22 protein-coding genes and 1 pseudogene are annotated in these 26,111 nt (G+C 70.2%); all 23 read left to right on the top strand.

The window, feature by feature from the left end:
- Positions 1-302: pseudogene (locus H293_RS0142350) on the top strand (IS630 family transposase); the annotation flags it as partial.
- Between the two features lie 548 nt (positions 303-850).
- Entirely contained in the window at positions 851-1,783 is a 933-nt protein-coding gene (locus H293_RS0142345; RefSeq protein ID WP_020123829.1) for a conjugal transfer protein, read from the top strand.
- Positions 1,780-2,121, top strand: coding sequence for a hypothetical protein (locus tag H293_RS0142340; protein ID WP_020123828.1), 342 nt, complete (start codon positions 1,780-1,782; stop codon positions 2,119-2,121). Before H293_RS0142345 ends, H293_RS0142340 begins: the two co-directional genes overlap by 4 nt.
- On the top strand, positions 2,118-2,699 hold the full coding sequence (locus H293_RS0142335; RefSeq protein ID WP_020123827.1) for a hypothetical protein: 582 nt from the start codon (positions 2,118-2,120) through the stop codon (positions 2,697-2,699). The genes H293_RS0142340 and H293_RS0142335 overlap by 4 nt, the downstream gene beginning before the upstream one ends.
- On the top strand, positions 2,696-5,386 hold the full coding sequence (locus H293_RS0142330) for an ATP-binding protein (RefSeq protein WP_020123826.1): 2,691 nt from the start codon (positions 2,696-2,698) through the stop codon (positions 5,384-5,386). The genes H293_RS0142335 and H293_RS0142330 overlap by 4 nt, the downstream gene beginning before the upstream one ends.
- Complete coding sequence (locus H293_RS0142325) at positions 5,386-5,733, top strand: hypothetical protein (RefSeq protein WP_020123825.1); 348 nt, start codon at positions 5,386-5,388, stop codon at positions 5,731-5,733. Before H293_RS0142330 ends, H293_RS0142325 begins: the two co-directional genes overlap by 1 nt.
- Position 5,734: 1 nt before the next feature.
- Entirely contained in the window at positions 5,735-8,593 is a 2,859-nt protein-coding gene (locus H293_RS0142320; RefSeq protein ID WP_028808686.1) for a YrzE family protein, read from the top strand.
- Positions 8,594-8,631: 38 nt separating this feature from the next.
- The gene (locus tag H293_RS0142315; RefSeq protein WP_259294664.1) at positions 8,632-9,741 is read left to right on the top strand and encodes a C40 family peptidase; all 1,110 of its coding nucleotides are present in this window, start codon (positions 8,632-8,634) and stop codon (positions 9,739-9,741) included.
- Complete coding sequence (locus tag H293_RS59485; protein WP_020123824.1) at positions 9,738-10,376, top strand: hypothetical protein; 639 nt, start codon at positions 9,738-9,740, stop codon at positions 10,374-10,376. Before H293_RS0142315 ends, H293_RS59485 begins: the two co-directional genes overlap by 4 nt.
- The gene (locus H293_RS0142305) at positions 10,352-12,982 is read left to right on the top strand and encodes a hypothetical protein (protein ID WP_020123823.1); all 2,631 of its coding nucleotides are present in this window, start codon (positions 10,352-10,354) and stop codon (positions 12,980-12,982) included. Before H293_RS59485 ends, H293_RS0142305 begins: the two co-directional genes overlap by 25 nt.
- The gene (locus H293_RS0142300; protein ID WP_020123822.1) at positions 12,973-13,887 is read left to right on the top strand and encodes a replication-relaxation family protein; all 915 of its coding nucleotides are present in this window, start codon (positions 12,973-12,975) and stop codon (positions 13,885-13,887) included. The genes H293_RS0142305 and H293_RS0142300 overlap by 10 nt, the downstream gene beginning before the upstream one ends.
- Positions 13,888-14,605: 718 nt before the next feature.
- Positions 14,606-15,241 (top strand): hypothetical protein, encoded by a 636-nt coding sequence (locus H293_RS60800; protein ID WP_259294663.1) that lies wholly within the window; start codon positions 14,606-14,608, stop codon positions 15,239-15,241.
- Positions 15,235-16,110 carry a hypothetical protein gene (locus H293_RS59480; RefSeq protein WP_028808683.1) on the top strand — a complete coding sequence of 292 codons (876 nt, stop codon included), beginning with the start codon at positions 15,235-15,237 and terminating at the stop codon, positions 16,108-16,110. The genes H293_RS60800 and H293_RS59480 overlap by 7 nt, the downstream gene beginning before the upstream one ends.
- A gap of 100 nt (positions 16,111-16,210) precedes the next feature.
- A complete protein-coding gene (locus tag H293_RS0142280) occupies positions 16,211-16,828 on the top strand; it encodes an SAF domain-containing protein (protein ID WP_020123818.1) in 618 nt (205 codons plus the stop codon).
- A complete protein-coding gene (locus H293_RS0142275) occupies positions 16,828-17,655 on the top strand; it encodes a CpaE/TadZ family protein (protein WP_020123817.1) in 828 nt (275 codons plus the stop codon). The genes H293_RS0142280 and H293_RS0142275 overlap by 1 nt, the downstream gene beginning before the upstream one ends.
- Complete coding sequence (locus H293_RS0142270; protein ID WP_028808682.1) at positions 17,645-19,132, top strand: CpaF family protein; 1,488 nt, start codon at positions 17,645-17,647, stop codon at positions 19,130-19,132. Before H293_RS0142275 ends, H293_RS0142270 begins: the two co-directional genes overlap by 11 nt.
- Complete coding sequence (locus tag H293_RS0142265; RefSeq protein ID WP_020123815.1) at positions 19,129-20,088, top strand: type II secretion system F family protein; 960 nt, start codon at positions 19,129-19,131, stop codon at positions 20,086-20,088. The genes H293_RS0142270 and H293_RS0142265 overlap by 4 nt, the downstream gene beginning before the upstream one ends.
- Positions 20,085-20,969 carry a type II secretion system F family protein gene (locus tag H293_RS0142260; RefSeq protein WP_020123814.1) on the top strand — a complete coding sequence of 295 codons (885 nt, stop codon included), beginning with the start codon at positions 20,085-20,087 and terminating at the stop codon, positions 20,967-20,969. The genes H293_RS0142265 and H293_RS0142260 overlap by 4 nt, the downstream gene beginning before the upstream one ends.
- A gap of 35 nt (positions 20,970-21,004) precedes the next feature.
- A complete protein-coding gene (locus H293_RS0142255; protein WP_020123813.1) occupies positions 21,005-21,325 on the top strand; it encodes a hypothetical protein in 321 nt (106 codons plus the stop codon).
- Positions 21,325-21,750, top strand: coding sequence for a TadE/TadG family type IV pilus assembly protein (locus H293_RS0142250; protein WP_020123812.1), 426 nt, complete (start codon positions 21,325-21,327; stop codon positions 21,748-21,750). Before H293_RS0142255 ends, H293_RS0142250 begins: the two co-directional genes overlap by 1 nt.
- A 14-nt stretch (positions 21,751-21,764) precedes the next feature.
- Entirely contained in the window at positions 21,765-22,208 is a 444-nt protein-coding gene (locus tag H293_RS0142245) for a TadE/TadG family type IV pilus assembly protein (RefSeq protein WP_020123811.1), read from the top strand.
- A complete protein-coding gene (locus H293_RS0142240; RefSeq protein ID WP_020123810.1) occupies positions 22,208-22,660 on the top strand; it encodes a TadE/TadG family type IV pilus assembly protein in 453 nt (150 codons plus the stop codon). Before H293_RS0142245 ends, H293_RS0142240 begins: the two co-directional genes overlap by 1 nt.
- Positions 22,660-26,091: a LysM peptidoglycan-binding domain-containing protein gene (locus tag H293_RS0142235; RefSeq protein ID WP_020123809.1), complete on the top strand. Its 3,432-nt coding sequence runs from the start codon at positions 22,660-22,662 to the stop codon at positions 26,089-26,091. Before H293_RS0142240 ends, H293_RS0142235 begins: the two co-directional genes overlap by 1 nt.
- Positions 26,092-26,111: the final 20 nt, after the last annotated feature.

Raw genomic sequence — 26,111 nt, 5'->3', positions numbered from 1 at the left:
AAGGCGCCGACATCCGCCGCTGGGCGAAGAAGCACAAGGTCGAGCTGTGCTTCACGCCGACCTACGCCTCGTGGGCGAACCCGATCGAGGCCCACTTCGGGCCGCTGCGGCAGTTCACCATCGCCAACTCGAACTACCCCAACCACACGGTTCAGACCCGGGCCCTGCACGCCTACCTGCGGTGGCGCAACACCAACGCCCGCCATCGCGACGTCCTGGCCGCCGAACGCAAGGAACGCGCCCGCATCCGCAGCGAAAAGGGCATCCGCTGGGGTGGACGCTCCCTCGCCACCGCAGCCTGAACGACCCGGCGAACCTATGCGGTCAGAGCACTAGCCGCCGTGGTCGGGCTCATGGTCGGGGCGACCACGGGTCTTCGGCTGGGGCCTGTGCGGGTGCGCCGCCCGATTGCGCAGCGCCGGGCGGGCAGTTGCGCAACGAGGCTGCGCAACCGGTCGAGGGTCGTGCGCAGTCGGGTGGTGCTGAGTGGTTGCGCAGTCCGCCCCGGGGCTTCCTGATCTTTTCGTGCGCAGGTTCGGGTGCCGCACTGCGCAGGTTCTGCCGCGGCTCTTGGCGGCGGCCGTCTGCGCACTGGTGTGCGGGTCCGGCGGCCGTGCGGCAGGAAGGCTTCACCGCGGTCGTCGGCCACGGGCTTGTGGCGGCCAGGATGCGCCGGTTCTAACTCGCGGCTGACCCATGGTCGGGCCTGTGGTCGGCCCGACCACAGGCCCGACCATGGACTTCGTGTCCCCATCGTGACCGTGGTCGGGGGTTCGTGGTCGGTGGTCGGGTCGGGGCCCGCGGGTTTTCTCAAGGTCAGAAACATTCGTTCTGACCTGGGAGTTTGACCATGTCCACTGGCAAGCAGGCCTCGGAACGCGAGGCCGCTGCTCCGATGGCGGCAGGCGCCCGGCTGGAGGCGATGCGGCGCCGCGTGCGTCTGTCCCGCCTTGCGGTCTGGTCCGTCATCGCGGCCGGCCCGATCGCTCTGGCCGTCGCCGTCACCTCCACCCCGACCACGGTCGAGGCGGCCACCCCGTCCAAGCCCACCGCCGTGCGCACCACGGCGGTAGCCGCCGATCCGGCCGGCTATGCGCAGCTGTTCGTCCACGCGTGGCTGCGCAGCAGCGCGGATGACGCCTCGAGTGCGCAGGCTCGACTTGCGCAGTCGATGGCGCCGGACGTCGATCTGCCGGCCCCGGCTGCGGATGCGCAGTTGACGCCTCAGTCCGTGACGGCGGTGCGCAGTGCGCAGCGCGCGGACGGCGCGTGGTCGGTGACGGTGGCTGCGCAATACAGCGACGGAGCGGTGCGGTACTACGCGGTGCCGGTGGCCGCCGATCGCGCGGGCGCTTCGTTCACCGTGACCGGTGCGCCCGGTGTGGTGGCGGGCCCCGTCCGGGCCGCGGTGGCGACGTCGTCGTACGGCGTGAGTGTCCCGGAGGGTGATCTGTCGGCGGCTGTCGGGGAGTTCCTCGCCGCCTATCTGACCGGTGCCGGAGAGGTGGACCGCTACCTCGCCCCCGGCGTGAGCCTGTCACCGGTCTCCCCCGCCCCGTACACGGCGGTCAGGGTGCAGCAGGTGTCCGCCGTCGAGGAGGCCGCGGCCGCGGAGCAGGTGCCGGCCGACGGCACGAAGGTCCGTGTCCTCGCGCAGGTGGAAGCCCGCGACCCCGGCGGGCGGTGGCCGCTGGGTTACGAGCTTGCGCTCACGGCTCGCTCGGGCCGCTGGGAAGTCTCGGCGCTTGAGTCCGGGACGGCCCTGGACGGGGGTGCCCGGTGAACACGGTGAACAGCGTGATCCTCGCTGGGCAGTTGGACGATCTTGGTGACAGCTGGATCAACATGCTGAAGGACTGGGCGACCCGGGGTCTGCAGGCCGGTCTGCTCGTGCTCGTGGTCGTCGTCATGATCCAGAAGTTCAGCCTGAAGGCGGGGATCGGCGCCTTGCTGCTGATGATCATTGCGTTGGGGTTGTACAACTCCCGCGAGGACCTCTCGGAGATGTTCGAGGACGAGGTCAAGAACCCTGCCAAGGGCGCGCCCGCTGTCCCCGGCATCGTGGACGGCTCTGACCCCGCCGTTCGGGAGCACTCCACCGGTGCCGGAGGCTGGCTGTGAGCGCCGCGGCGGCCGCGGGCCGGGTGGGGCGTTTCTACACCGCCGCCCGTCGCCATCCCTGGGTGCTGGGAAAGGTCGCGGACTGGAAGATCCCGCTCGGCCCGTACACGCCCGCGCAGATCGCGGTGGCCGTCGGAGGCGGCTTCGTTCTCATCAAGACGATCAGCTGGTGGTCGTGGACGGGGCCGGTCCCGATCGCGGCCTGGCTGCTGTCGATCTGGGCGGTCCGCCGTCCGAAGATCCGGGGCCGTGCGCCGCTGCAGGCGGCGCTGGGCTGGGTGCTGCTCCTGTGGCAGCCCCGGGGAGGGCGGATCGGGGGGCGCGCCGCCCGCGACCGCGCTCCCCGCCCGCTGCTCGGCGGCTTCACGATCGAGGGTGCGCCCGTCCCCGCTGTGGCTGCGGCACCGTCCTCTGCGGTGCAGCCGCGTATCGACCGGGCGCCGCACCCGAACCCGGCCGCCAGCCGCTCGGCCACGCGCCACCGCAAGGAGCCGACTGCTCCCGCGGTGCCGGTGGGGCCGGTGTCGGGTGTTCAGCAGTTGCTCGCGCTCGCCGAGCAGGGCGGGGGTGTGCGGTGAGAGTTCCGATCCGTCACATCGCCGGGCACCTTCTCTGGTCGACGCACGGCAGCGTGTGGGCCGTCTACCGCCTGCACCCGGGCCCGGACGCGCAAGGGCAGCAGGAGGAGACCGTTCAGGGCACCTATGTGCCCGCCGAGGTCCGTGACGAACAGCTCGCCAAGATCACACATTTGGTGCGGTCGCTGTCCGGGGCGCCGCGGCTGTTCGGGCTGTGCGCGCAGGTCGACCCGGGCGAGATCGCCCTCAAGATGATCGAGGGCATCGAGCCGGCCGACACGGCACTGGCTGACGGCCCGCACCCGTGGGTGGAGAACGTCGAGGCCACCCTGGATCTGCTGGACGACCAGGAGATGCACCACCGCACCCTGTGGCTGGCGGTGCCGCTCCAGGCCGAGACGGGCGGCCTTCAGGTATCGGCCTCCCTCGGGGCGGCGTGGGCGGAGATGTCTCCGATGCTCGGCATGCGGCCGGCGCCGGTGGCGCAACGGGAGGTGAGTGCCTACCGCGAGCAGTCCGCCCGGGTGGAGGCTGCGCTCGCCGGCGGCACAGCTTTCCGCCCGGCCCGCCCGGCGGAAGTCGTGTGGATGATCCAGCACGCCCTCCACCGCGGCCTGGCAGAGCCGCTGCTGACGGAAGCCGCATCCAGCGACTTGTACGGCGGGCAGCTGCGTGACGGTGTGCTGCGCTCCCCCAGTTACGCCGACCTGGGCCAAGTACGCCTGCAGGAAGGCGGCATCGACCCCGACCTGGACGACGCCCGTGACCTCAAGAGCTCCGGCCGGATCACGCGGTCCGGGCGGAAGGCCTGGTGGCGGGTGAGCAGCGGCTCGCCGCTCGGGCGGCGCTGGCTGCAGGTCGAGTCCGACGCCGGGGTGGGCTACCAGGCGCAGCTTGCTTTGGCCGAGTGCCCGCCCGCGGTCACTCAGGACGCCGCTGACCTGTTCGCCCAGCTGGAAACGCTCGACTTCCCCGTCGATTACACGGTCGACCTCACCCTCGTCCCGGCAGAGAAGGCCCGCGACCAGGTGCGGCGCAAGAAGAACGAACTCATCGACCAGGCCGACCAGTACGACGCCCGCCCCACCGGCATGCCGGCCTCGCTGACCGAGGCCGCCCGTGATCTGGGCGAGCTGGACGCCCGCCTGTCGCGGACCAGTGTGGAGGTCGAGGTGCAGTCCGTGACCGTGCTGACGGTGTGGGGGCCGACCGCCGCCGTGTGCGACGCGAGGGCGCGTGCCCTGGCGGCGCTGCTGGGTGGCGCCGACTACCGGGCCGTGCGCCCGGCCGGCCTGCAAGAGGTCCTGTTCACGCTCGGCCTGCCCGGCACCGTACGGCCGGGTGTGGTACGGGAGTTCACCCAGCACCAGGTCTCCGAGGACTGGGCGCTCGGCGGAGCCTTCACCGCCTCCGAGGTCGGCGACCCGAACGGCATGTTCCTCGGTTTCGACCTGGACAGCGGCACCACCCGCCCGGTCATGATCAACGTGGCGGATGCGCCCAAGGTGGACGCGTCCGCGTCCATGGGCATCGTCGGGGACCTCGGGGCGGGCAAGAGCGTCCTGCAGAAGCTGATCGCGGAGGCGGTGTGGGCGCGCGGCGGCTGCGCCATCTGCATCGACCGCACCCCCGTACGCGAGTGGGCCAACTTTGCCCGCACCGCGGCCAAGGGGCGCGTCCAGATCATCGACGCCGCCCAAGCCGAGGTGTCCATCGACCCGCTGCGCATGTTCGACGGGCCTGAGGGGCGTCACTACGCCCTGTCCTACCTCACTCTGCAGCTCGGGATCGGCCCGATGAGCACCAATGGGGAGGTCCTGCACCACGCCGTCGAGCAGGCCGCCGCCGGCGACGCCCCGTCCATGCACCGCGTGCTGGAAGTCCTCGAGGAGATGGCCAGAAGCGAGGTGGGCAAGCGGCAGGACGCGGCCGCCACTCTCGCCGGTCTCGTCCGCGTGGTCGCCACCAACTCTTTGGCACGGATGGTCTTCGACCCCACGCTGCCGCCGGTTCACCTGGACGCGTCCAGCACCTCCGACATGATCGTGATCACGACGGCGGGGCTGAAGTTGCCGCCGAAGGCCGCGTTCGACAACCCGGAGGTGCTGCACCAGCAGCCGCTGGAGGCCCTGATCGGCCGCGCGGTGCTCTACCTGATCGCCGCTCTCGCCCGGCAGACAGCGTTCGAGGACCCCGAACGGTTCACTGCCGTAGTGGCCGACGAGCTGTACTGGCTGACGTCGTCGGCCGAGGGCACGGCGCTGGTCCACGAAATCCTCCACGACGGCCGCAAGCATGGTGCCGGTCTGCTTGCCGCTTCCCACGACGCCGAGGAACTCGGCCCCGACCGCGGCCTGATGGCCTACCGCGCGCTCGCCCGCACCGCGGATCGCGAACGTGCCCGCCGCGGCCTGGAGTTCGTGGGCCTCGACCCGAACGACGGCGAGCTGCTGCGGCTGGTGACCACCGGCTTGTCCCCCGTCGGCCGCAAGGGCCGGGAGGGCGAGTTCCTGCTGACCTGCCCGCGACAGAACACCGGCCGGGTCAAGGTCTCCATCCCCCGTATTCCGCGCATCGCCACGTCCATCACGACCACACCGGGACGCAGAGCGAGCGCTGCTTCGCCGTCCGCGCCTGAGCCGCCCGCTGGTGAGGCAGCAGGGTCCCGTCCAAAGGAACTCGTCTGATGACCTCTTCTCCCTCCCGTCGCCATACCGCGGCCGCGAGTGTCCTCACCCTGATCGCTGTCGTGGTCGGCGTGCTCGTCCTGGCCGTCGGAGTGCGTGTGCCTCAGGCGTGGTGGCCGCACACGAGGCAGGCCTTCGCCTCAGACACCCATCCAACGGACCAAGACCCGTGCGCCCTGATCGTGGGTCCGGCCAAGGACTACTGCGAGCGCGGCACCACAACCGCCGCCCCCGCCGAGCAGCCGGGTGTTGCCTGTGCGGCGTGGCGGCTCGTGCCGGCCGGTGCCGGTGTGGCCGCCCTCGTGATGTGGCGGCTCCGGAGCCCTGTTGGGCAAAGGCGGCGCTGAAATGTTCCGTCCAGACCGCGCGACCCTCCGCTCGGCCGGCTTCGTCGTGCTGCTCACCGGCGTGTTCGTTCTGGTGAACAGCCAGGTCGTGTACGCGGCGAGCAGCAGCAGTGAGACCGGTGACCTCCTCGCGCCGCTGAACATCGACTCCTCCGAGGGTGTGCCGATCAACGGCTACGAGTTGGGCGCGGACGGGGGCTCGATCGTGAGCTTCAAGACGCAGTCCCTCGCCTTCGCGCTGTCCGGCCTGTTCACGCTGATCCGGCTCCTGGTCGGACTGGCTGGCTGGTCCATCGAGGTCGCTCTGCGGTTTCCGCTGCTGAAGATCCTCACCGGCCCCGCGCAGAAGGTCGCCGACGCCTACAACAACGTGGTCGTCGACGCCCTCGGTATCAAGGGGTTGTTGCTGGCCTGGGCTTTCGTTTTTGCCGGGTTCATGATTGTGCGCGGCCGAGTCGGCCGCGGTCTGGGCGAGATCTTCCTGACCCTGCTGATCGCGGCTTTCGCCGCCTCCACCTTCGTCCGCCCCGACTACCTGCTCGCCGAGAACGGGCCGCTGGGGCAGACCCAGCAGGTGGCCGCCGAGGTCGCCCAGGAGAGCGTCAACTCCTACGACTGGGGCGGCAAGATCACCAGCACTGACCCGTGCGCGGGCATGGCCGGCAACGCTGAACTCAAGTGCCTGGAGCGTGAGGAGGAAGGCCCTGTTTCGGCGGCGGACGTGGCCCGCCCGCTCCAGGACTCGATCACCAACGCGCTGATCGTCAAGCCGTTCATGCTGCTCGAATACGGGCGCATCCTCGACCCGGCGAAGAAGTCCGACCGCGAGGCGTACGCCGTCCATCTGAAATGGGTCGCTGGCGGATACAAGGCCTACACCAGCGACGACGGGGACGGTGGTGCGGACTGTTCTCTGATCGCCCCGCCGGCTCGCAAGTACTGCGAGGAGCAGAACGCGAAGCAGAAGAAGGCGAAAGACGCCTGCTCGCTGGTCAAAGGTCCGGCCAAGGAGTTCTGCGAGCGTGACAAGGAGGAGGCGGGCAACAACTGCGATCTCCTTGACGGCCAGGCCAGAAAGGTCTGCGAGAGCGACGGGCTACCTGGGCTGACGCCGGGCGGTGATCTGCTGGACTCCGCCAGCGCGATTGTGTCCGAAGAGGACCAAGAGTTCGCCGCGTTCATGGCGGACATGAAGAAGGCCGGGGACGTCGGGAAGTCGTGCGCTGCCTACGCCGAGCAGCCCACTTGGTGGCGGGTCGGCGGGGCGTTCCTGCTGCTGATCGCCGCCCTGTTCATCTGCGGCATGCTCCTGTCGTCCGCGATCGTCCTGCTCGGTACCCAGGGCGTGTGTGCGGGGGCGGCCGCCGTCGGTGGCGTCACCTTCGTCGCGGGCATGCTGCCTGGACCCGCCCGCCAGTCGGTGTGGAAGTGGCTGTCCCTTTGGGGCATCGCATGCCTCGCTGTCGTCGGAATCTGCGCCTTCATCCCCTTTTTCGGGATCGCCATCGACGCCACCATCACCAACGGTCCCGACCTGATGGTCGAGCGCATCTTGCTGATCGATGTCCTCGCCATTGCTGGTGCGGCCGGGCACCGCCGTCTGCTGACCGGGATCACGTCCTTCGGCCGTCGCATGGCGATGCGGATGCGCTACGCCAAGGTCGGCGGCACCCATATGCCGGGCGACACCTCCGAGCTCGGCGCCGCACTCGCGATGAATTCCCCCGCTGCGATGGGCGGTTTCGGCGGCGGGCTGCGTGCCTTCACGGGCGGTGGGGGCGGCCGGTACGGGATGCTCGGCACCCGCCAGCGGCTGATGGGCGCACTCGCCTCCCTCGTCGACGGTGCGGGCATGCCCTTGGACACCGGCGGCGTCCTCGCCGACGCCACAGCTGAAGCGGGGCGGGGGCTCGCCCCGCTCACCGCGGCCGCCGCCGTGGGCGGGCTGGGCACGCGGCTCGGCGCGAAGGGCGCGCACTGGCTGCTGATCGGCAAGCGACCGGACAAAGAGCAGTTGGCCAAGTGGCGCAAGCCCACCGCCGACGGCGACCCGAACACGGGCGGTAACCCGTCGGACGGCGGCGACGGTTCGGGCGGCACGGGCCCGCGTCGGCCTGGAGGCCCGACCGACCGCTACCGCAACGAACAGGGCCAGGTCGTCGACCGCAACACCGGCCAGGTGCTGCACGACCAGAACACCGACCGCACCCTGCTGTCCACCCGAGCCCACAACCGTCTGGTCCGCTTCCGCGGGTACCGCATCCTCAGCCGCGGGGGCCGGACCGCGTACGGGGCGACGGTCGGTCTTCCCGCGAACGTCCGCCGGGCCCGGTCGGGAGGATCGCGCTACTCCCAGGACGCCCGCCAGCAGGTGCGGGTCTGGGGCAACACGGTCCGCGAGGACGGCCGGGCGTGGGCCGACACGGGCCGTCATGTGTCCCATGTCCTGCGGGAGCACACGGACGACAGCGGCGGACCCGGCCCCTTCCTCAGCCGTCGTCTGCCCACCCGCCCGGCACCGGCTCCCCGTCCGACCGGTTCCTCCGGTTCCCCGGCCCGCACGCGGCCGGCCTCCCCGCGGGCCAGCGCGCCCGCAGCTGCGACCACAGCTGCAGCCGGTCCCCGGCCGAGCGCCCCGCCGACGTCCCCGACGCGGATTGGAGGCGGTGGGCCCCGGCGTCCGGCCGGCCCAGCACCCGCGCGGTCCGGGCCGGTCTTCCCCGGAGGGGGCGGCGCTCGTAGCGGCGCTCGTGACGAGGCCCGGGCCCGGTTCCAGGAGCTGATGCGCAGGACCGCGCCCGACGCAGAGCGCCTTCGTCAGGAGCGGGCCCGGCAGTCGGAGGACGGTGAGGACGAGTGAGGCCGGCCCGGCGCCGGATGGCGCGGTGGGGGTGTGTGGTGGCGCTGTTGCTGTTCGCCGCCGTGTGCTGTGCCGCACCGGTAGGCAACGCGATCAGCGCGTACGTCGCGCTGAAGTCGGGTGCCCAGGACGACGGCGGGATCGCCGAGGGCGGCAGCGCCGCGGACATTCCGCCGCGGATACTGACCGCGTACAAGAAGGCCGTCCAGCAGGTCGGCAAGCATGTGCCGAATTGCCGGGGCGTGCGCTGGCCGATCCTCGCCGGGATCGCCAAGGTCGAGTCCAACCACGCCGTGGGCCGGAACATCGCCGACAACGGTGACATCCGCCCGAGGATCTACGGGGTGCTCCTCAACGGCTCCGGCCAGGGCGGCAACACCACCGTCATTCCCGACACCGACAACGGCCGCTGGGACGGCACCGCGAGCGCGGAGCGTGCTGTCGGCCCCTTCCAGTTCCTGCCCTCCACCTGGGAAGGCGTCGGCAAGGACGCCAATGGCGACAAGGTGTCCGACCCGCACAACGCCGACGACGCCGCGCTCGGCGCCGCGATCTACCTGTGCGGTAACGGCCGTGACCTTGCGAAGCGGTCGCAGCTGAAGGCCGCGATCTTCCAGTACAACCGGTCGCAGGAGTACGTCGCCAACGTGCTGGGCTGGGTCGACCAGTACACGGCGGCCGCCAAGGACCCGGACCTGAAGAACGTCACGGGAAAGGTCCGCACCGTCATCGAGGCTGCACTCTCCCAGCGCGGTGTCCCCTACTCGTGGGGTGGCGGCAACGCGGGCGGCAAGTCGACCGGCATCTGCTGCTCCCCCAGCGGGAAGAGCGGCGTGGGCATCAAGGGCTTCGACTGCTCCGGGCTGACCCAGTACGCGTACGCGAAGGCCGGCATCAGCCTGCCGCGCGTCGCGGCCGCCCAGGCCGGTGTCGGCCAGCGGATCCCGGCCAGCCTCGGCACCAGCGCGCTCAAGGCTGGAGACCTCGTCTTCTACGCCACCGCTCCCGGACGCGATTCCACCATCTATCACGTCGGGATCTACGTCGGCGGCGGAAAGATGGTCAACGCTCCCCGCCCGGGGACCGTGGTGCGCCTGGACTCCGTCAACGCGATGTCGGGCTTTGCCGGGGGAGCGCGGCTGCTGTGACCACCACCCCGCGCTCACCGCGCCTGCTGTTGCTGAGCACCGTCGTGCTCGCCGTCACGGGTATCGCCCTGCTGGACGTGCCGCACGGTCAGGAGCAACCCTCCCCGGAGTCGACGGCGCACGCGACCACGGACCCATCATCGGCGGCCACACTGCCTTCCGCCAGGGAGCTGACCGCTGGCACGGCGCCCTCTACGACATCCGCCGCATCGACCCCGTCGGCCGTCGAGTCCGCTCTGCCGCCGCATGGCGAGGGTGTGGCCGGCGACCCGGCGGTCCAGCGGAACCTGGAGGTGGCATGGCCCGCTGACCTTCCCTCCAACGCCGAACGGGAGCTGCTTGCCGCCGGTCGCTCTCTGCTTCGCGCGGACGCCACGGGAGTCGGCCGCGCGAAGTGGCCAGAGGTTTTCCACGACTCCGGCCAGGCGGTAGCCCCGGCGTTCGCCACCGCACGCTTCCGTATCCAGGCCGCGATCGCCCGCCGCGACGGCAGCCCGGACAAGGCGGTGGTCCATCTGGTGTGGGCCGGCATGGACCGCGGCGGCACCTTCACCGACCTCCGCATCACCGACTGGTTCTTCACCCGCACTATCAAGAAGGGAGCAGCGACGTGGACTCCGCAGCCCCGTACCTGACGGACCGGGCCGATGACACGGCCGCTGGTCAGGTACTCGACCTGGTCATCGACCTGGTCGACGCCGCCGACTGGCTCTACGACCACTGGTACCTGCTCGCCCTGGCGATCGCCTTGTGCTGGGGCGTGGGTGAACTGGTGGTGCGTCGGCTCGCGGCCAAGGCGTCGGCCGAGCGGATGGCCCTGGAGCTCGTTTCCAACCGGCATTTCGACCCGAGCCTGGAGGAAATCTTCCGGCGAGGTGTTCAGCTCGCCCGCGCATCGACGGCCATGCCCTGGTGGGCGCCGCGCAGAGCCAAGGCCGTACAGATCCGGCTGCGCGCGGACGGCAGCACACCGTTGCGCTACCGCATCGAGGGCCCGGCGGGCGGTGAACGCCTGTTGTCCATCACCCCGTTCGGGCCGGACGTCACTGTCAACCGGGCGAGGCCGATCGTGGATGAGCCGCGGACGCACACGGTGCGAGCCGAGTTCATCCTGCGGGGCAAGCTCACCTCTCCGCTGCGTGAGGTGCCGCTCACTCCGGACCCACTTCAGCCGCTCGTCGACGCCGTGGCCGACTTGCGCGCCGAGCTCGGCGACCTCGCCGAGATCCGGCTCGACATCCAGCGCGCCCCGAAGTGGGCGCTCCGGGCTCGCCGGCTGCAGTTGATGGGCGCCGCGCGCCGGTCCGAACGCCGGGAAGCCCAGCGGGCTGCGCGATGGCTGCGGCAGGACGCCAGCGGCATCGAGGACTCCTGGGGCGGACAGCTGCAGCAACTCCTCAGTGACAAACCCGCCTCGGGGACAGGGCGGCGGCTGGTGATGCCGCCGGTGCCCCGCCGGGTGGAGCCGGCCGAGGCTCTGGGCAAGCTCGCCGAGGACGACCACTTGGTCCGCGTCCAGCTGCTGGTGATGTGCGCCTCGAACACCGAGGGCCGCGCCCAGGCCCGCTTGGCCCAGCTCCAGGCCGCGTTCGATGTGTTCGGCGGCCGCTCCCGGTGGGCCATGCGCGGCTGGCGGCTGGGACCGTGGCGGATCGGCGCCGACCACTGGCCCACCCGGCATGGCTTCGAGCGCCGTTGGAATCTGGGGCACTGCCAGCCACCGCGCGCGAACTGGGTGCGGCTGGAGGAGCTGTGCGGGCTGCTCAAGCCCCCGACCGTGAACTGCCGTCTGCCCGTGCTCGCCGGGGACCTGCCGACCTTCGAGTTCGGCAACCCGGAGTTGCTGCTGCAGGGCATCTACCGGGGACCGGACGGCCGGGAGCGGCTGGTCGCCACGTACGCCGAGGAGACCTTGTTCGAGGTCGGGACGGGCAAGGCTGGCGGCGGCAAGACGGAAAGGGCCCTCGCACAGGCGATCGGCTGGGCGCACGCCGGCGGAGGGCTGGTCTTCGTCGACCCGCACCGCGACTCCTGGCCGCGCGCCCTGCCGTTCCTCGCCCACGAGAAGCTGCTGCCGCGGATCGCGCTGGTCGACCTCAACGGTCTCGGTGCCAACCCGCGCGTGAGTTCGTGGAATCCGATCGGCATGCACCACGGCCAGGCGGCGCACGAGATCGTCGAAGCGATCGCCGACGCCTACGCCTCCGCCCTGGCCTGGGACGACGCGACCGCCCCGCGCGCACTCACCATCCTCACCGCCGCACTCACGGTCCTGGTCGCGGTGAACGAGGCGGCCTGCCAGGCCGGCCGGCCCGAGGACCAGGCCACGATCTTCCACGTGCGGGCCCTGCTCACCGACGCGCCGTTCCGCAAGGCCGCGCTGACCGCGGTGGCGGGCCGGCTGGATGAGGAGACCCGTTCGTGGTGGAAGGCGGTGTTCCCGACCCTGCCGCCCGACGCGTTCGCGGTGGTCCTCAACCCGATCGCCCGCCTGGCCGGCAACCCGGTCACCCGTGCCTTCCTCGGCCAGCCGGTCGGCGTCTACAACATCCGCTCGGCGATGGACTCCAAGATGATCGTGTGGGTGTGCCCGGGCGGCAACGGGCCCACCGACCGCCTGCTGACGGCGCTGCTCGCCCGTGATCTGCTGCGGGCCGCGCGCTCCCGGCGTGACACCCCGGAGAACCAGCGGGTGCCGTTCCGCCCGTACTTCGACGAGCTGATCACCCTGACCGGCGCGGCCCCGGAGACCATCGCCGCGATGTTCGAGGATCTCCGCAAGTACCGGTGCCACGTCCACGGCATGACCCAGCTGCTGTCCCGCCTGCCCACCCCGGTACGCCTGTCGTTGGTGCAGAACGCGTCCACGCTGGCCACCACGGCCGGGTCGAAGTCAGCGATCGCGCCGGTCACGGCCGAGTGGGGCGACAACCCGAGCCCGGACCGGGTCGCCACCATGGAGCGTTTCGAGCACTACGTTTCCCTGAACGTACTCGGCCGCCGTGTCGGCCCCATCCGGTTGCGCGGCCCCCATCTCGACGCCGTCTTCGCCGCCCAGGCCCGCCCGAAGCACGTCGGAGCGCTGGAGCGGGCCGCGCAGGCAAACGCCGAAGCGCTCCCCCTGGACCAGCTCACCGACCGCGCCGCACAGCAGCTCGGCCGGGTCTCCGCCTTCCTCGCCGCGCACGCACCAGCCGGCGCCGCTGTCCCCCTGTCTAAAGAGGAGAACGAATGGACCTGACCACCGCCCGGGCCACGGAGCAGGCGTCGGCGGGCTTCACACCCAGTCCCACCGAGCCCCTCAAGCATCAGCTCCTGGCCACGCTCGCCCAGCACCGCATGGCCTCCACCCGCCAGTTGCACGTCCTGTTGCGGCCGGACCGTTCCCGTCAGTCGGTCTCGGAGCGGCTGAACGATCTGCTCGGCGAGCGCCTGGTCGACTTTGTCGTGCTGCCGCAGTCCCATCGCACCCGGGTCTGGTACCTGACGCAGAAGGGTGCCCGCCTCACCCGGGACTGGCCCGCGCTGCGGGGCCGTCCGCCGTATCCGATCACCTCGGCCACCGCCGCCTCCCTCAAGACTCCGCACACCTTGACGGTCCTGCGGACGCACCTGGCGTTCGTCGCGGATGCCCGGCGTCGCGGCGACGAGCACGGTCACCTGGACTGGACCCCGGAGGTCTTCCACGCGATCGGCGACGGAGAGAAGGTCGTGGCCGACGCGGTCATGCACTACACGCTCATCGAGGCCCAACAGCGCCGCAAACTACGGGCGTTCGTCGAAGTCGACCGCGCCACCATGAGCAGCGAGCGCCTGGCGGCGAAACTGATCGAATACGCGCGGTTGTGGACGTACGAGCCGCAGCCGATCGGCCGGCGCCGACAGGCGGTTGGCCCGGGCTGGCTGCGCTGGTACCCGGTTTTCCCCCGGGTCATGTTCGTGCTGACCGGCGCCGGGCGCCAGGCCATGGACAACCGGATCAGCGACCTCAAGGCCATGGTCGCTCACCATCCGCTCGTGGCCGAGTTCGCTCGCGAGGTGCCGCTGGGGGCCGTCGTCCTGGAGGACCTGGACGCATACGGCCCGACCGCTGACGTGTGGGTCCCTCTGGCTGGCGGCAAAGCCCGCCCGTGGACCGAGCTGTGACACCGCGACGGCATGTCCACTGGTCGAATGTCGCCGCCTTGCAACTACTATCGAAACCCCTTGAGGTTTGCGTTCGTGAACTACTAGTTTACTTCTGCACAACGAGGTCCCTGGTCGAAACGGCCTTGGCGTGCAACGACGCTAGGGGATGCCGGATGCCGCAAGCTATTGGTGAAGTTCGCATCTACGGAACAGCCACTGCTGGCGGGTGGCCAGTCCGAACGCAGACCGTCTCACACGTCGGGAACGCCTGCGTGATCCAGGGGAGTGGCGACTTCGACTTCGCCGAACTCCGTACGGTGCGCCGCCGGTTCCCGGGCCGGCACGTCACCCTCGACGGCGACGTGATCACCGTGTGGCCGCCGCCGCGTCAGGGGAGTGAGACGAATCCGCCCCCCTGGTCGCCTCCAACTCCACGGAGGACGGCCACAAGATGAATCGGCATGGGAGATCTCGTTCGCGCAAACAGGCGGCTAACACAGGCAGTGCGAAGCCGCCCCGTTCGGGGAGCCCGAATCGAGCAAGTACACACAACTACAAATCGACATCCAGTTCCGAAAGTGACCGGATACATCCTGAGATGTACGAGTGAACTCAATTATCAAGCTGGGAAGTTGACTGGCATATGCGTAATCTTGCCGCTACGCAAACGGATCACCGCAGCTGGACCAGGCCGCGGAGCTGGACTGCCGTCCGTCGGCGGCTCAGGGCAGCGGTCGTGTCACACCGCGCCGTACGGGGAGGCATCGTGAAACGTCGCGCACATCAGGTTCATTACACCGCTGTTCACTTCCGACAGACCGCCGTCGCCTGTATCACGCTGTGCGCTGCGCTCGCCCTCACCGCGTGCAGCTCGTCGGACGGGAAGGATGAGGCGGCAGACGAGTCCCCGAGCGTCGTGCAGTCACCGACGTCCTCTGCCTCCGTCGACCCGAAGGAGACGGCGAAGAAGGAAGCGATCACTGCATACGGGGCCTACTGGCAGGAGATGGAGAAGCTCTACGCCGACCGTACAGGCAAGAGCGCGCATCTTGATCAGTACGCCGCATCCGCGGCGCTGAAGAACGCCGAGGCAGATGCCAAGCGCGCTCATGACCGCGGCCGCATCTACACCGGCAGCGTCGCCCTCAGCGCCCAGACAGTCACCAAGGTCGATGCCTCGGGCAAGATCCCCAGCGCGACCGTCTCCAGCTGCCTGGACATCTCCAAGTGGCGGAGGGTCGATGCCGAGACCAAGAAGCCGGTGTCCCAACCGGCGAACCGGCTGACGAAGTACCGGATTCTCAGCACCGTCGAGAAGTACCCGGAAGGGTGGCGCGTCACCCGCGATGAGCCCCAGGGGAAGTCATGCTGACGCGCCGCATTGCCGTCACCGCATTAACCGTCCTGGCCACACTCTCTGTCCCTGTCACCAGCTACGCGGACGATGACCCCGGCGGTATCGAGTGCGGCATGTACGACTGCGAGGTCGAGGTCGGCGTCCCCGGGCAGGGCGGCGGCCAAGCAGGCGGCAGCGGCAGCACGGACGGAACAGGTGGAAGCGGTTCGTCCGAAGGTCGCGACCCCACCGACAAGACGGTCTGCGTCTACAAGCTCGCAGACCCACAGCCACCCGCCGGCAGCTTGGACTGGGAAGGCCACGAACCCGGCGACGGGGCCGTGTACGAACAGACATGCGGTTGGGGTGGCGTCGACGGAAACACCATCGTTCGGATGGTCTGGTTGGCCGATCCGCCTCCGCAAGAGACTGTCGACCCGGCTGTCCTGGCGCAGCGGGCCGTCGACTCGATGACTCTGCTTGGTCCGGACATCGCCAGTCCGCGTGCGGCCGGCAGGTACACCGTCGGTGTCCCGATGTGGATGTGGGTCAACCAGAGCGCCACGACGTACGGTCCGAACACCGCGTCGGCCTCGGCGGGCGGGATCACCGTCACCGCGACCGCGAAGGTGTCGAAGATCGTGTGGAAGATGGGCGACGGCGCCAGCGTGACGTGCAACGGACCGGGCACGCCCTACACGTCGTCTGAGGGCATGGCCCAGTCCCCGACCTGCGGACACGTGTACTCCAAGGCTTCGGCCGGTGCCCAGAGCGCCAATTTCCCGGTGACCGCGACCTCGACGTGGACGATCAACTGGCAGGGCGGCGGACAAGCCGGCCAGCTCACCGAGGTCCGGCAGACCAACGTGCAGGTGGCGGTCGGCGAAGTCCAGGTCGTCAGGTAGCCGCCGGAAGGACAGAACGGTGAGCAAGACTCAAGTAGACACAGACCCTAACGGCCTCCCCCAACAAGGGCGGGTGGCCAGACCGGTCACGCCGCCCCGGGTGTCAGCGCGCAGGCGACGACCAGGCGTCATCGCCCTGTCTCTGGCGCTGATCGCCGCCGGCGGCGCCGGAGTTGCCGTACTCCTGCTCCAAGTCGGCAACCGCACGGACGTCGTGACGGTGGTCCGCGACGTCCAGGTCGGCCAGGTTCTCACCGAGGACGACCTGGGCAAGGCCTCGCTCGCCCTGGACCCGGCCGTCAAGGCGGTGCGCGCCGACAACTTGAAGTCGGTGGTGGGCAAGTGGGCCGCCGTCGAGCTCAAGCCCGGCTCCCTGCTCTCCCCCTCGCAGGTGACGAAGGACAACCTGGTGAAGGCGGGCGAGCAGTTGGTGCCGATCGGCCTGGAACCCAAGCAGATCCCGGCCACCGCTTTGGTGCCGGGCCAGAAGGTTCAGCTGGTCCACGTCCCGGCCCAGGGCACCACGGACACGGACAAGACGTCCGGTGCCACGCCGCAGACCATCGACGGCCGCGTCGTGAAGGCGTCCGGAGCCGCACCCGGGACGGGAATCGTTGTCGTCGACGTCGCCACCGCCGCGACCGACGGCCCCACAGCCGCCGCATGGGAGGCGGCCGGCACTCTGCGCCTGGTCCTCGCTGCTCCGGACGGTGACTGATGGCCGTCATCGCGCTCGCCGGGTGCAGCGGAGCGCCCGGCGTGACCACGAGCGCCCTCGCTCTGCTGCTGTCGTGGCCTCTGGACCCGGGCCGCCGGATGATCCTCGCTGAGTGCGACCCGGACGGCGGAGCCGTGCTGCACGGTCTGCTGCAGGGCTCGCTCGGCGACCGGTACGGGCTGCGCAATCTCTCGGTCGCCGCCCGCAAGAACGAGTTCAGCGACGCCTTCTGGCGCCAGTTGATCGACCTCAGCAGTGAGGACGGCAAGCAGGAGTCCCCGCGTGACCGGCTGCTACTGCCCGGTCTCACCGATCCTGCCCAGGCGGCAAGTCTGGGTTCGGTCTGGAAGATCCTGGCGCAGATGTTCCGCGGCATCGACGCCCAGACCCAGCACGACGTGCTGATCGATCTCGGCCGTCGCGGAGGTTCCGGACCCTCGGGCATCCTGGCGGAACAGGCGGATGCCGTGTTCGTCGTGGTCCGCAATACGCTGCGCTGCCTGCAAGCGGCCGAGGGCCGAGTGCGCACGCTCGAAGAGCGCGTGGGCGATGTCGGCGTCGTGATGATTGATGAAGGGCCGTATCCGGCGGGTGAGGTGCAGCGGGTCCTCCAGGTGCCGGTGGTGGCCACGCTGCCGTACGCGCCGAAGGACGCCCGGGTGCTGTCCGACGGCGCCGAGCAGCCGCGCCACTTCACGAAGTCGTCACTCATGAAGGCCGCCCGCACCGCCAGCACGGTGCTGGTTCAGCGGGTCGCGTTGCGCCGGGCCCGCCTCGATCCCCGCAACCTGCGTACCCCGGGCGGGGAGGTGACCCGTGCACGGTAGGCCCCTGCACCCCGACCCGAGCGTGGCACCACCGCCCCCCACGCGGGTGCCCCACAGCAATGGCACACCTTCGTCTGCCGGTGCTGCCTCGAATACGCACGCGCTCGGCGTGGCAGTCCCTCAGGTCACCGTCGACTACAAGGTGGCCCGGGACATCGCGTCCCAGGTCGCCAAGCAGCGCGAGGAACTGCTGAAGACCAAGCCCGATATGGACCTGGCCAGCGAGGAGCAGCGCTGCCTGAACTGGATCGCCGAGGCCGTCGCCTTGTGGTCGGACGCCCAGGCCATGACGCCGCAGGAGGACGAGGCGCTGCGGCGCGCGGTATATGACCTGCTCTTCCGGGCCGGCAGGCTGCAGCCGTACCTGGACGATGACCGGGTCGAAGACATCATCATCCAGGGCCCGCACGAGGTGTGGCTCGACTACGGCGACGGCGAACGCCGCAAGGTGGGGCCGATCGCCGAGTCGGAAGAGGAACTGCTGGAACTACTGAGGGAGTTGGCGAGGGGGTCCGGGCACAACGAGCGCACCATCTCCACGGCAAACCCCACCCTCGCTCTGTCTCTGCAGGACGGCTCACGTCTGCAGGCCATCACCGGGCTGGGTCCGATGACCTATGCGGTCATCCGCCGACACCGGGTCTCCCACGCCGATCTTGACGACCTCGTACGGCTGGGCACGATCGACCCGATCCTGCGCGAGTTCCTCGGGGCGTGCGTGCGCGCGGAGAAGAACATCATGATCGCGGGGAAGCAGAAGGCCGGGAAGACCACCCTGCTGCGGGCGATGCTCAAGGAGTTCGACCCCGAGACGCGGTTTGCGACCATCCAGACCGAGGATGAGCTGTTCGCCCACGCCAATGGCTACCACCGGCAGGTCGTCTCTCTCATCGGCCGCGAGTCCAACGGTGAGAAGGACGTCACCGGGCGCGGCGCCGGCGAGGTCACACTCCTGGACCTGATGCACCCGGCGCTGCGGATGTCGCTGGAGCGGATCGTGGTCGGCGAGGTCCGCGGGCCCGAAGTCGTCGCAATGATGCAGGCATTGACGAACGGATCCGGCGGCAACCTCTGCACGATCCACGCCCGCCGTCCGGACATCATCTTCGACCGGATCGCCGAGTTGTACGCGCTGGCCCAGGAGAACCTGTCCGAGCAGCTCGCCTACCGGCAGACCGCCAACGGCCTGGACTTCATCGTCTACGTCGACATGACGGACGAGACGCAGATCGGCGGCCGCCGCCACCGCTACGTCTCCCACGTCCTGGAACTGACCGGGATCGGCGAGAACGGACGTCCCGCCACCAACTCGATCTTCTCCCCCGGCAGCGAGTGGGGAGAGCTTCGGGCGGTGCCCCGGATGGACCCGGGCTGCATCGATGACTTGCGCCGTGTTGGGTTCGACTCCTCGCTCCTGCAACAGCCCTACGGGGCCTGGTCGGCGCCGCTCCCGCTACAAGTGGGGGCGGGCCGATGACGCTGTTGTTCGGGCTGTCGTGCGGCATGGCCGTCACCGGAGGCCTGGTCGGTCTTGTCGCGGGTGTCGTGGGCACCACGGCTCCGCGCCGGGCCCCGCTGCACCGGCGCTGGCAGGCAGCGCTGCGCGGTGGGCAGATTCAAAGCGAAGACACCCGGATGCGCCGGCGGACCCTCATGGTCGCGGGCGTCGTGGTCTTCGCGGGTGTGTGGCTGGTATCCGGGAACTTCGTCGGCGGCGTGCTGCTCGGGGCCGGCGTCATCGGCGTTCCGTGGCTGGTCACCCCCGCGCAGATGGCGCAGGACCGCATCGGCCAGCTGGAGGCGCTGAGCGAGTGGACACAGCGGCTCGCCGGCCTGCTGCGCCTCGGCATGGGTCTCGAACAGGCGATGGTCACCAGCCGTCAGGGGGCGCCAGAGGAGCTCGCCCCGCAGATCATCAACCTGTCGGACCGGCTGCGCCTGGGATGGCGGCCGGAGGGAGCGCTGCGCGCGTTCGCCGAAGAGCTGGACGATGTCACCGCCGACAAGGTGGTCGCCGCGCTCATCCTGTCCGTCAACGACCGTGGCCCAGGCCTTGCCCAGGCGCTGGAGGACCTGTCGGGCACGGTCCGTGAGGAGGTCGCCAAGAAGCGCGCCATCGAGGCGGATCGGGCCAAGCCCCGGACGACCGTGCGGTGGATGACCATCATCACCGTAGGGGTCGTGGTGGCCGGGTTCTTCGTGCCGTCCTACACCAAGCCCTACTCCACGCTCCTGGGCCAGCTCGTGCTCGCGTTCCTGACGGCCGGATTCGTCGGCGTGCTCGCCCTGATGCGGCAGCTGGGCAACTTCCGCCGCATCCCGCGGTTCCTGGTCACCGACCCCAGCAGCACCGTCCGTCTGCCCGCCCCCGCACCGGAACCGGAGTCCCATGGGCCGGCCGCTGCCCGCGAGCCGGAAGGAGCCACCCCGTGAACCTGATCCCCGTGGTCCTGACCGGCGGCACGATCGGCGCCGGCGTCGCCCTGCTGATCCGTGAACTCCTGCAGCCGCAGCCCGCGCTGGGACCGGCGCTCAGGCGCACGGCCCCGGCGACCCTGACATTGCCCGAGCCGGAGCTGGACCGCGACGAGATCTGGGGACGGTGGCTGCTGACCCGCCTCGAGCGGCTTCCGGGAGTCCGCGTCCCCACCACAAACCTCGCCCTGCTCGGTCAGGGACCGGGCCAGTTCATGCTGAAGAAGACCGCGCTCGCCGCGCTGGGCCTGCTCTGCCCAGTCATCGCGACGATTCCGTGGATCATCGCGGGCGTGGGCCTGCCGTTCTACGTGCCCGCCGGCGTCGGACTCATCGTCGCCGGGCTTTTGTTCATCACCCCCGATCTCGCCGTGCGGGACCAGGCCAAGCGTGCACGGGAGGAATTCGCGCACGCCCTGTCCGCCTACCTCGACCTGGTCGCGCTCAAGCGGGCCGCCGACGCCGGCCCCGCCGAGGCGTTGGAGAAAGCCGCCGAGGTCGGCGAGGGCTGGCCTTTCCTGTATCTGCAGGCCGCGCTGCGCCGCGCCCGGCTGGAGAAGATCCCGCCGTACCAGGCACTCACAGAGCTGTCCGCCCAGTACGAACTGCCCGTCCTCGACGATGTCGCCGACATCATGCGCGGTAGCGCCACCGACGGCGCCGCCGTCTACAAGGCGCTGCGAGCCCGCACCGCCGCCCTCAACGCTGAACTCCTCGCAGATCAGGCCGCCGAGGCGAACACGGCCAGCGAGAAAATGACCGCGCCGGGCGCCTTGCTCGCCGTCTTGGTGATGCTGCTGATGGCGTTCCCCGCGGTGATCCGCATGCTGACCGTCTGACACCACCACGTTCAACACCCAGAGAGGTACGGAACATGAAGCACACCGCAGCCCGCACCCGTCGTGCTGTGCTCCGCGCGACCACGCACTCGCACACCGGCCCGCACACCGCGTTCCGCGGACCGGGACGTAGCCGCCGTGCAGCGCGCGCCTGGGCACGCGCGAACGGTGCGGTCGTCCGCCTGACCACGCGCGTACAGGAAGGCCTTGAGGAGGCCGCCCGGCGACCGGACCGTGGCGACATCTCCACCACGACCGTCATCATCTGGGTGGCCGCCGTCACCGGTGCCGTCCTCATCGCCGGGACCATCGCCGTCGTGATCGCCAAGTACAACGGCCAGCTCAACGGCCTGTGATGCCAGCCCCGGACAAGCTGAAGAGCTGGTGGCAGGGGCGAAGATGGCGCGACGACCGTGGGGACACCAGCATCCAGATGGCGATCATCTTCCCGTTCGTGCTGCTCGCCACGGTCGCCGTGATCCAGGCTTCCATGTGGTACTACGCCCGGCAGATCGCTCTGACCGCCGCCCGCGAAGGCCTCACCGCCGCCCGCGCCTACCAGTCGAGCCCGGCCGCAGGCACCGCCCAGGCCCAGGACGTGCTGAGGCGCACCGCTGGCGACAGCCTGCGCGGCTACAGCGTCGTGGCCAGCAGCGACGGGCAGCGGGTGCGGGTGAGGGTGTCGGGCACGGCCCTGTCGATGATCCCGGGGGTGGCGGGCCTGCAGATCACGCAGTCAGCGTCCGGCCCCCTGGAGCGCTGGACCGTCCCCGGGGAGTGAATCAATTGCGATCCATGGCCCGTTGGGCTCGCAGCATCCGCAGTGACGAGGGGAGTGCCGCTATCGAGGCCGCGATCCTCCTGCCTGCGTTGATCATGTTCCTGTGCATGGCGATCGCCGGCGGTCGGATCGTGACCTCCGGCGCGAAGATCGATTCTGCGGCGGAGGACGCGGCGCGAGAAGCGTCCATCCACCGCACAGCAGCAGCCGCCCAGGGCGCCGCGCAGTCGGCGGCCGCGGAGTCCCTTGCAGACCAGGGCATCGAGTGCGCGTCGACGTCCGTCAGCATCAACACGGGCGGCCTCAGCGTGCCCGTGGGTCAGGTGGGGACGGTCTCCGCGACCGTGACCTGCACGGTCAATCTGTCCGATCTTCTGCTACCGGGCGTGCCGGGAGCCAAAACCCTCACGTCGACGGCGACGTCGGTAGTGGACCAGTACCGGCAGCGGGGTGACTGATGCTCTTCCCTCACTCAGGCCTCTGGAGAACCCGGCTGGACGACGCCGGAGGCATCACCGTGTTCGTCGCCGTGTGCGTCATCGCGCTGATCGGGATCATCGGTGTCGCCGTCGACGGCGGGAGCAAGATGCGCGCCACGGAACGCGCCGACTACGTCGCCGGCGAAGCGGCCCGGGCGGGCGGGCAGGCCATCGATCCCGCCGAGGCCATCAATGGCACCGCAACCGTCGTGGATCCGCAGGACGCGGCTGCCGCCGCTCAGGCCTACTTGCGCTCCGCCGGCGCCACCGGCACGGTCAGCGTGTCCGGCGACGGCAAGACCCTCACCGTCAACGTCACCGGCTCCTACGACACGAAGTTTCTGTCGGTGGTTGGGATCGGCTCTCTGTCGGTGACCGGCCATGGCCAGGCCACCCTCCTGCATGGCGTCACCGCTCCTGAAGGAAACTGATGCGCACCGCCCCCTCCCCCGCCGCGACTGCCGGCCGCACCCTGGCCCGCATCCTCAAGGCCGTGCTGAGCTTGATCGTCTTGGCCCTCGTGGTCGCCGGGCTGCCGCTGCTGCTGGCCTGGGCCACCCCGGCCATCTGGGATGCCACTCACGACGACCTCACGCACCTGCTGGACCGGCAGGACACCGGAGTGGTGTTTCTGCTGCTACTCGTTGCGGTGGGCTGGATCGGGTGGGCGCAGTTCGCGTTCTGCGCCGTCCGCGAGCTGATCGCACAGCTGCGTGGCCGCACCTGGCGCGCCCCGCGCGGTCTTGGCTCCTCACAGCGGGCCGCCGCTCTTCTGATCGGCAGCATCTTGGTCCTGCTGCCCACGAGTTCGGCTCTGGCCTCCGACGCGCAGGCCGCGCCTGCCACGACCGGAGCCCTCGTCCACGGCCAGACGACGCAGGCCCCGCAAGCCATCGAAGCCGATCAGCCCCCCGCCTCCGCCGCGAGCACCTCGACATCCCCCACGTCGTACACAGTGCGCGAGATGCGGCCCGCCGAGAGCCTGTGGGGCATCGCCGAACGGGAGTTGGGAGACGGCGAACGGTGGCGAGAGATCGCCGACCTGAACGAGGGCCGGACCATGGTCGATGGCCAAGTCTTCCGCGCGAACAGCTTCCTGCAGCCCGGCTGGCAGCTGGAGATGCCCGATGACGCAGCAGGCATCCATACGCAGCTGCAGGACGGCGCCACGGCTGCCGACGAACAAGGCGAGCACGTCGTCACGGTCCACTCCGGCGACTACCTGTCGAAGATCGCGGAGGGCGAGCTTGGCGACGGTGACCAGTGGCCTCGCCTGTTCAAGGCCAGCCGGAACAAGCCGCAGCCGAACGGGCTGCCCGCCATCTCCGACCCGGACGTCATCTACGCGGGACAGCAGGTCACCGTGCCCGGCGCCCAGCCCGACCAGCCGCCCCAAGACCACGACCACGGCGATGAGTCGGAGAGCCGAGAGACCACTCCCCCGGCCACGCAGAAGCCCGACGGCGAGAAGACGCCGGGCGGGAGCACAGGCGATGAACAGGCGCCCGCGCCCAGCCACACCGCTGCACCCACGCCAGAAGCGTCGGCTCCTGGCCCTCAGGCGAGCCGCCCCGCCGAAGACGAGCGGTCCCAAGATCAGGCTGCTCCGTCCGCATCGGCCTCCCCGACGCCCCGGCCGAGCACCAGCGTCTCGCCCTCTGCCGCCTCGCCGTCTGAGTCGTCCGGCTCCGCTGCCTCGTCACCCGCCGCCACGTCATCCGAGTCCCCGATGACGGCCCCGGCCAGCGGCCCCCTGAACCTGCGCACCGTTCTCGGCGCCGGCGCGCTCCTGGCCGCCGCCATCACTGGAGCTCTCGCCCTACGCAGGACGCTGCAGCGCCGCCGCCGCAAGCCCGGCGAGAAGATCGCTATCGCGCCGGAGACATCCACCGCAGAAGCCCAGTTGGCGGCCGCCGCAGAGCCAGACGGCGCGACCCGCCTGGACGTGGCACTGCGGACCCTGGCCCACCGGGCAGCCCAGGAGGAGGACCCCGCGCTCGTGCCGCCGCTGCGAGCCGCACGGATCGGCGCCCGCACGGTGGAGGTGCTGCCCGAGGATCTCTCCCAGGAGGCGCAGACGCCCTTCGTCTCCGGACACGCCGGTTGGTGGATCCTGCCCCCCGATGCGGTCCTCCTGGACGAGGAAGCCGCCCGCGAGGTGCCGGCACCGTATCCAGGGCTGGTCACGGTCGGCAGCACCGAGGCCGGTGAGCTTCTGCTACTCAACCTCGCGCAGTTGCCGGCGCTGCTACTGGACGGCAACCCGGTCCACATCTCCGAGGTGTGCACCTCGCTCGCCCTTGAGCTCGGGATGAGCCCGTGGGCGAGTGACGTCGAGGTCGTGACGATCGGGTTCGGCGAGGACCTGCCACAGCTGCTGCCCACCGCGCGAATCGCCCACATGCGGCACGCCGCCCACGCTCTGCGCGATCTGTCCGAGCGGCTGCTGGAAGCACACCAGATGCCCGAAACCCAGCATCAGCCGTATCTGCTGCTGTGCGCGTCATCTCTGGACGCGGACACGGCCTGGCAGTTCGCCGACGTCATCGACAAGTCCGGCACGGTGCCCGTCACTCTGATCGCCCCGGCCAGTTCGGCGGCCGCACACTTCCCCGAGGCGGAAATCCTCAACGCCTCACTCAGCGGGCCGCAGACCCTCGACTACGCCGGCGTCGACATCACGGTGCAGCGTCTGGAGCACGCCGCCTACGTGCAGATCACCACCGCGCTGAAGGTATCCGGGCAACCGTCCCACCCTGCCGAGGGTCCCTGGCAGGACGTCCCGGACGAGCCTGAGACGGTGCAGCAGCCGGATCCTCCCGCATCGGAGGAATCCATCGCGCCCACGCCCGCTACCGCGAGTCCTTCGTTGGCAGTGGCGGCGGACCTGGGCGGCGAAGTGTTCCCTGCTCTGCTCGCCGCCACCTCCGATCCCGCTGGCCTTCGGCTCCTGCCCATGACGTCAGCTCAGGCCGACGCCCGGCCAGGCCCAGGGACCGCAACAGCGCCCCAGGCCCCTGAGCCCGTGGCGGCCGCGGACACCACGGGAGAAGAGGCAGCGGAAGCTGACGACCGCGAGGACTCCGCCGAGGAGTGCGAGGCGCACGACCTGCTCGCGCCGGAGATCCGGGTTCTGGGCCCGGTCGAGGTGACCGGCGTGGACAGCACCGGCCACGGCCCGAGGATGGCGCAACTCGCCGCGTTGTTGTTCTTCCGGCCCGGGCGGAGCGCCGACGCCTTGAGTTCCGACATGGATCCCGTCAGCCCTTGGTCGCTCAGCACCCTCAACGCCCGGATGCAGGGCCTGCGCCGCTCTCTGGGGAACGACCCGACCGGCGACCCCTATGTGCCGCGCCGCAAGACCGGCGAGAGCCCCTACCGGCTCTCCCCCGGCGTGCGCTGCGACTGGACCCGCTTCCTTCAACTCGTCGAGCGCGCCCTGCCGCTGGGACCGGCCGGCCTGACCGAACTGGAGAGGGCCCTCACGTTGGTGCGGGGCCGGCCGTTCGGCGGCAAGCCCCTGCCCTGGGCCGAGCCGTACCAGCAGGAGATGATCACGCGCATTATCGACGTCGCGCACACCGTGGCCACTTACCGCACGCCAGCGGGCCCGCACCACGACCTCAGCGCGGCCCGCCAGGCCGTCGCGACCGGCCTCGACGTCGACGATACTGCGGAACTGCTGTATCGCGACTGGTGCAGGATTGAGGCCGCGGCAGGCAACCGTCAGGGACTGCACACCGCCATCACCCGCGTCCAACAGGTCAATCGGGCGCTCGACTGCTCGCTGGAGACGGAGACCGAACAGCTGATCAGCGAGCTACTCAACCGCCCAAGCCCGGTGGCACGCAAGGCCCTCTAGCCGATGTGAGCGCAGGTGCT

Source organism: Streptomyces canus 299MFChir4.1, assembly GCF_000383615.1.
GTDB lineage: Bacteria > Actinomycetota > Actinomycetes > Streptomycetales > Streptomycetaceae > Streptomyces > Streptomyces canus_C.
The sequence above is the reverse complement of the archived record's forward strand: the minus strand, read 5'-3'. Positions and strand labels throughout refer to the sequence as shown.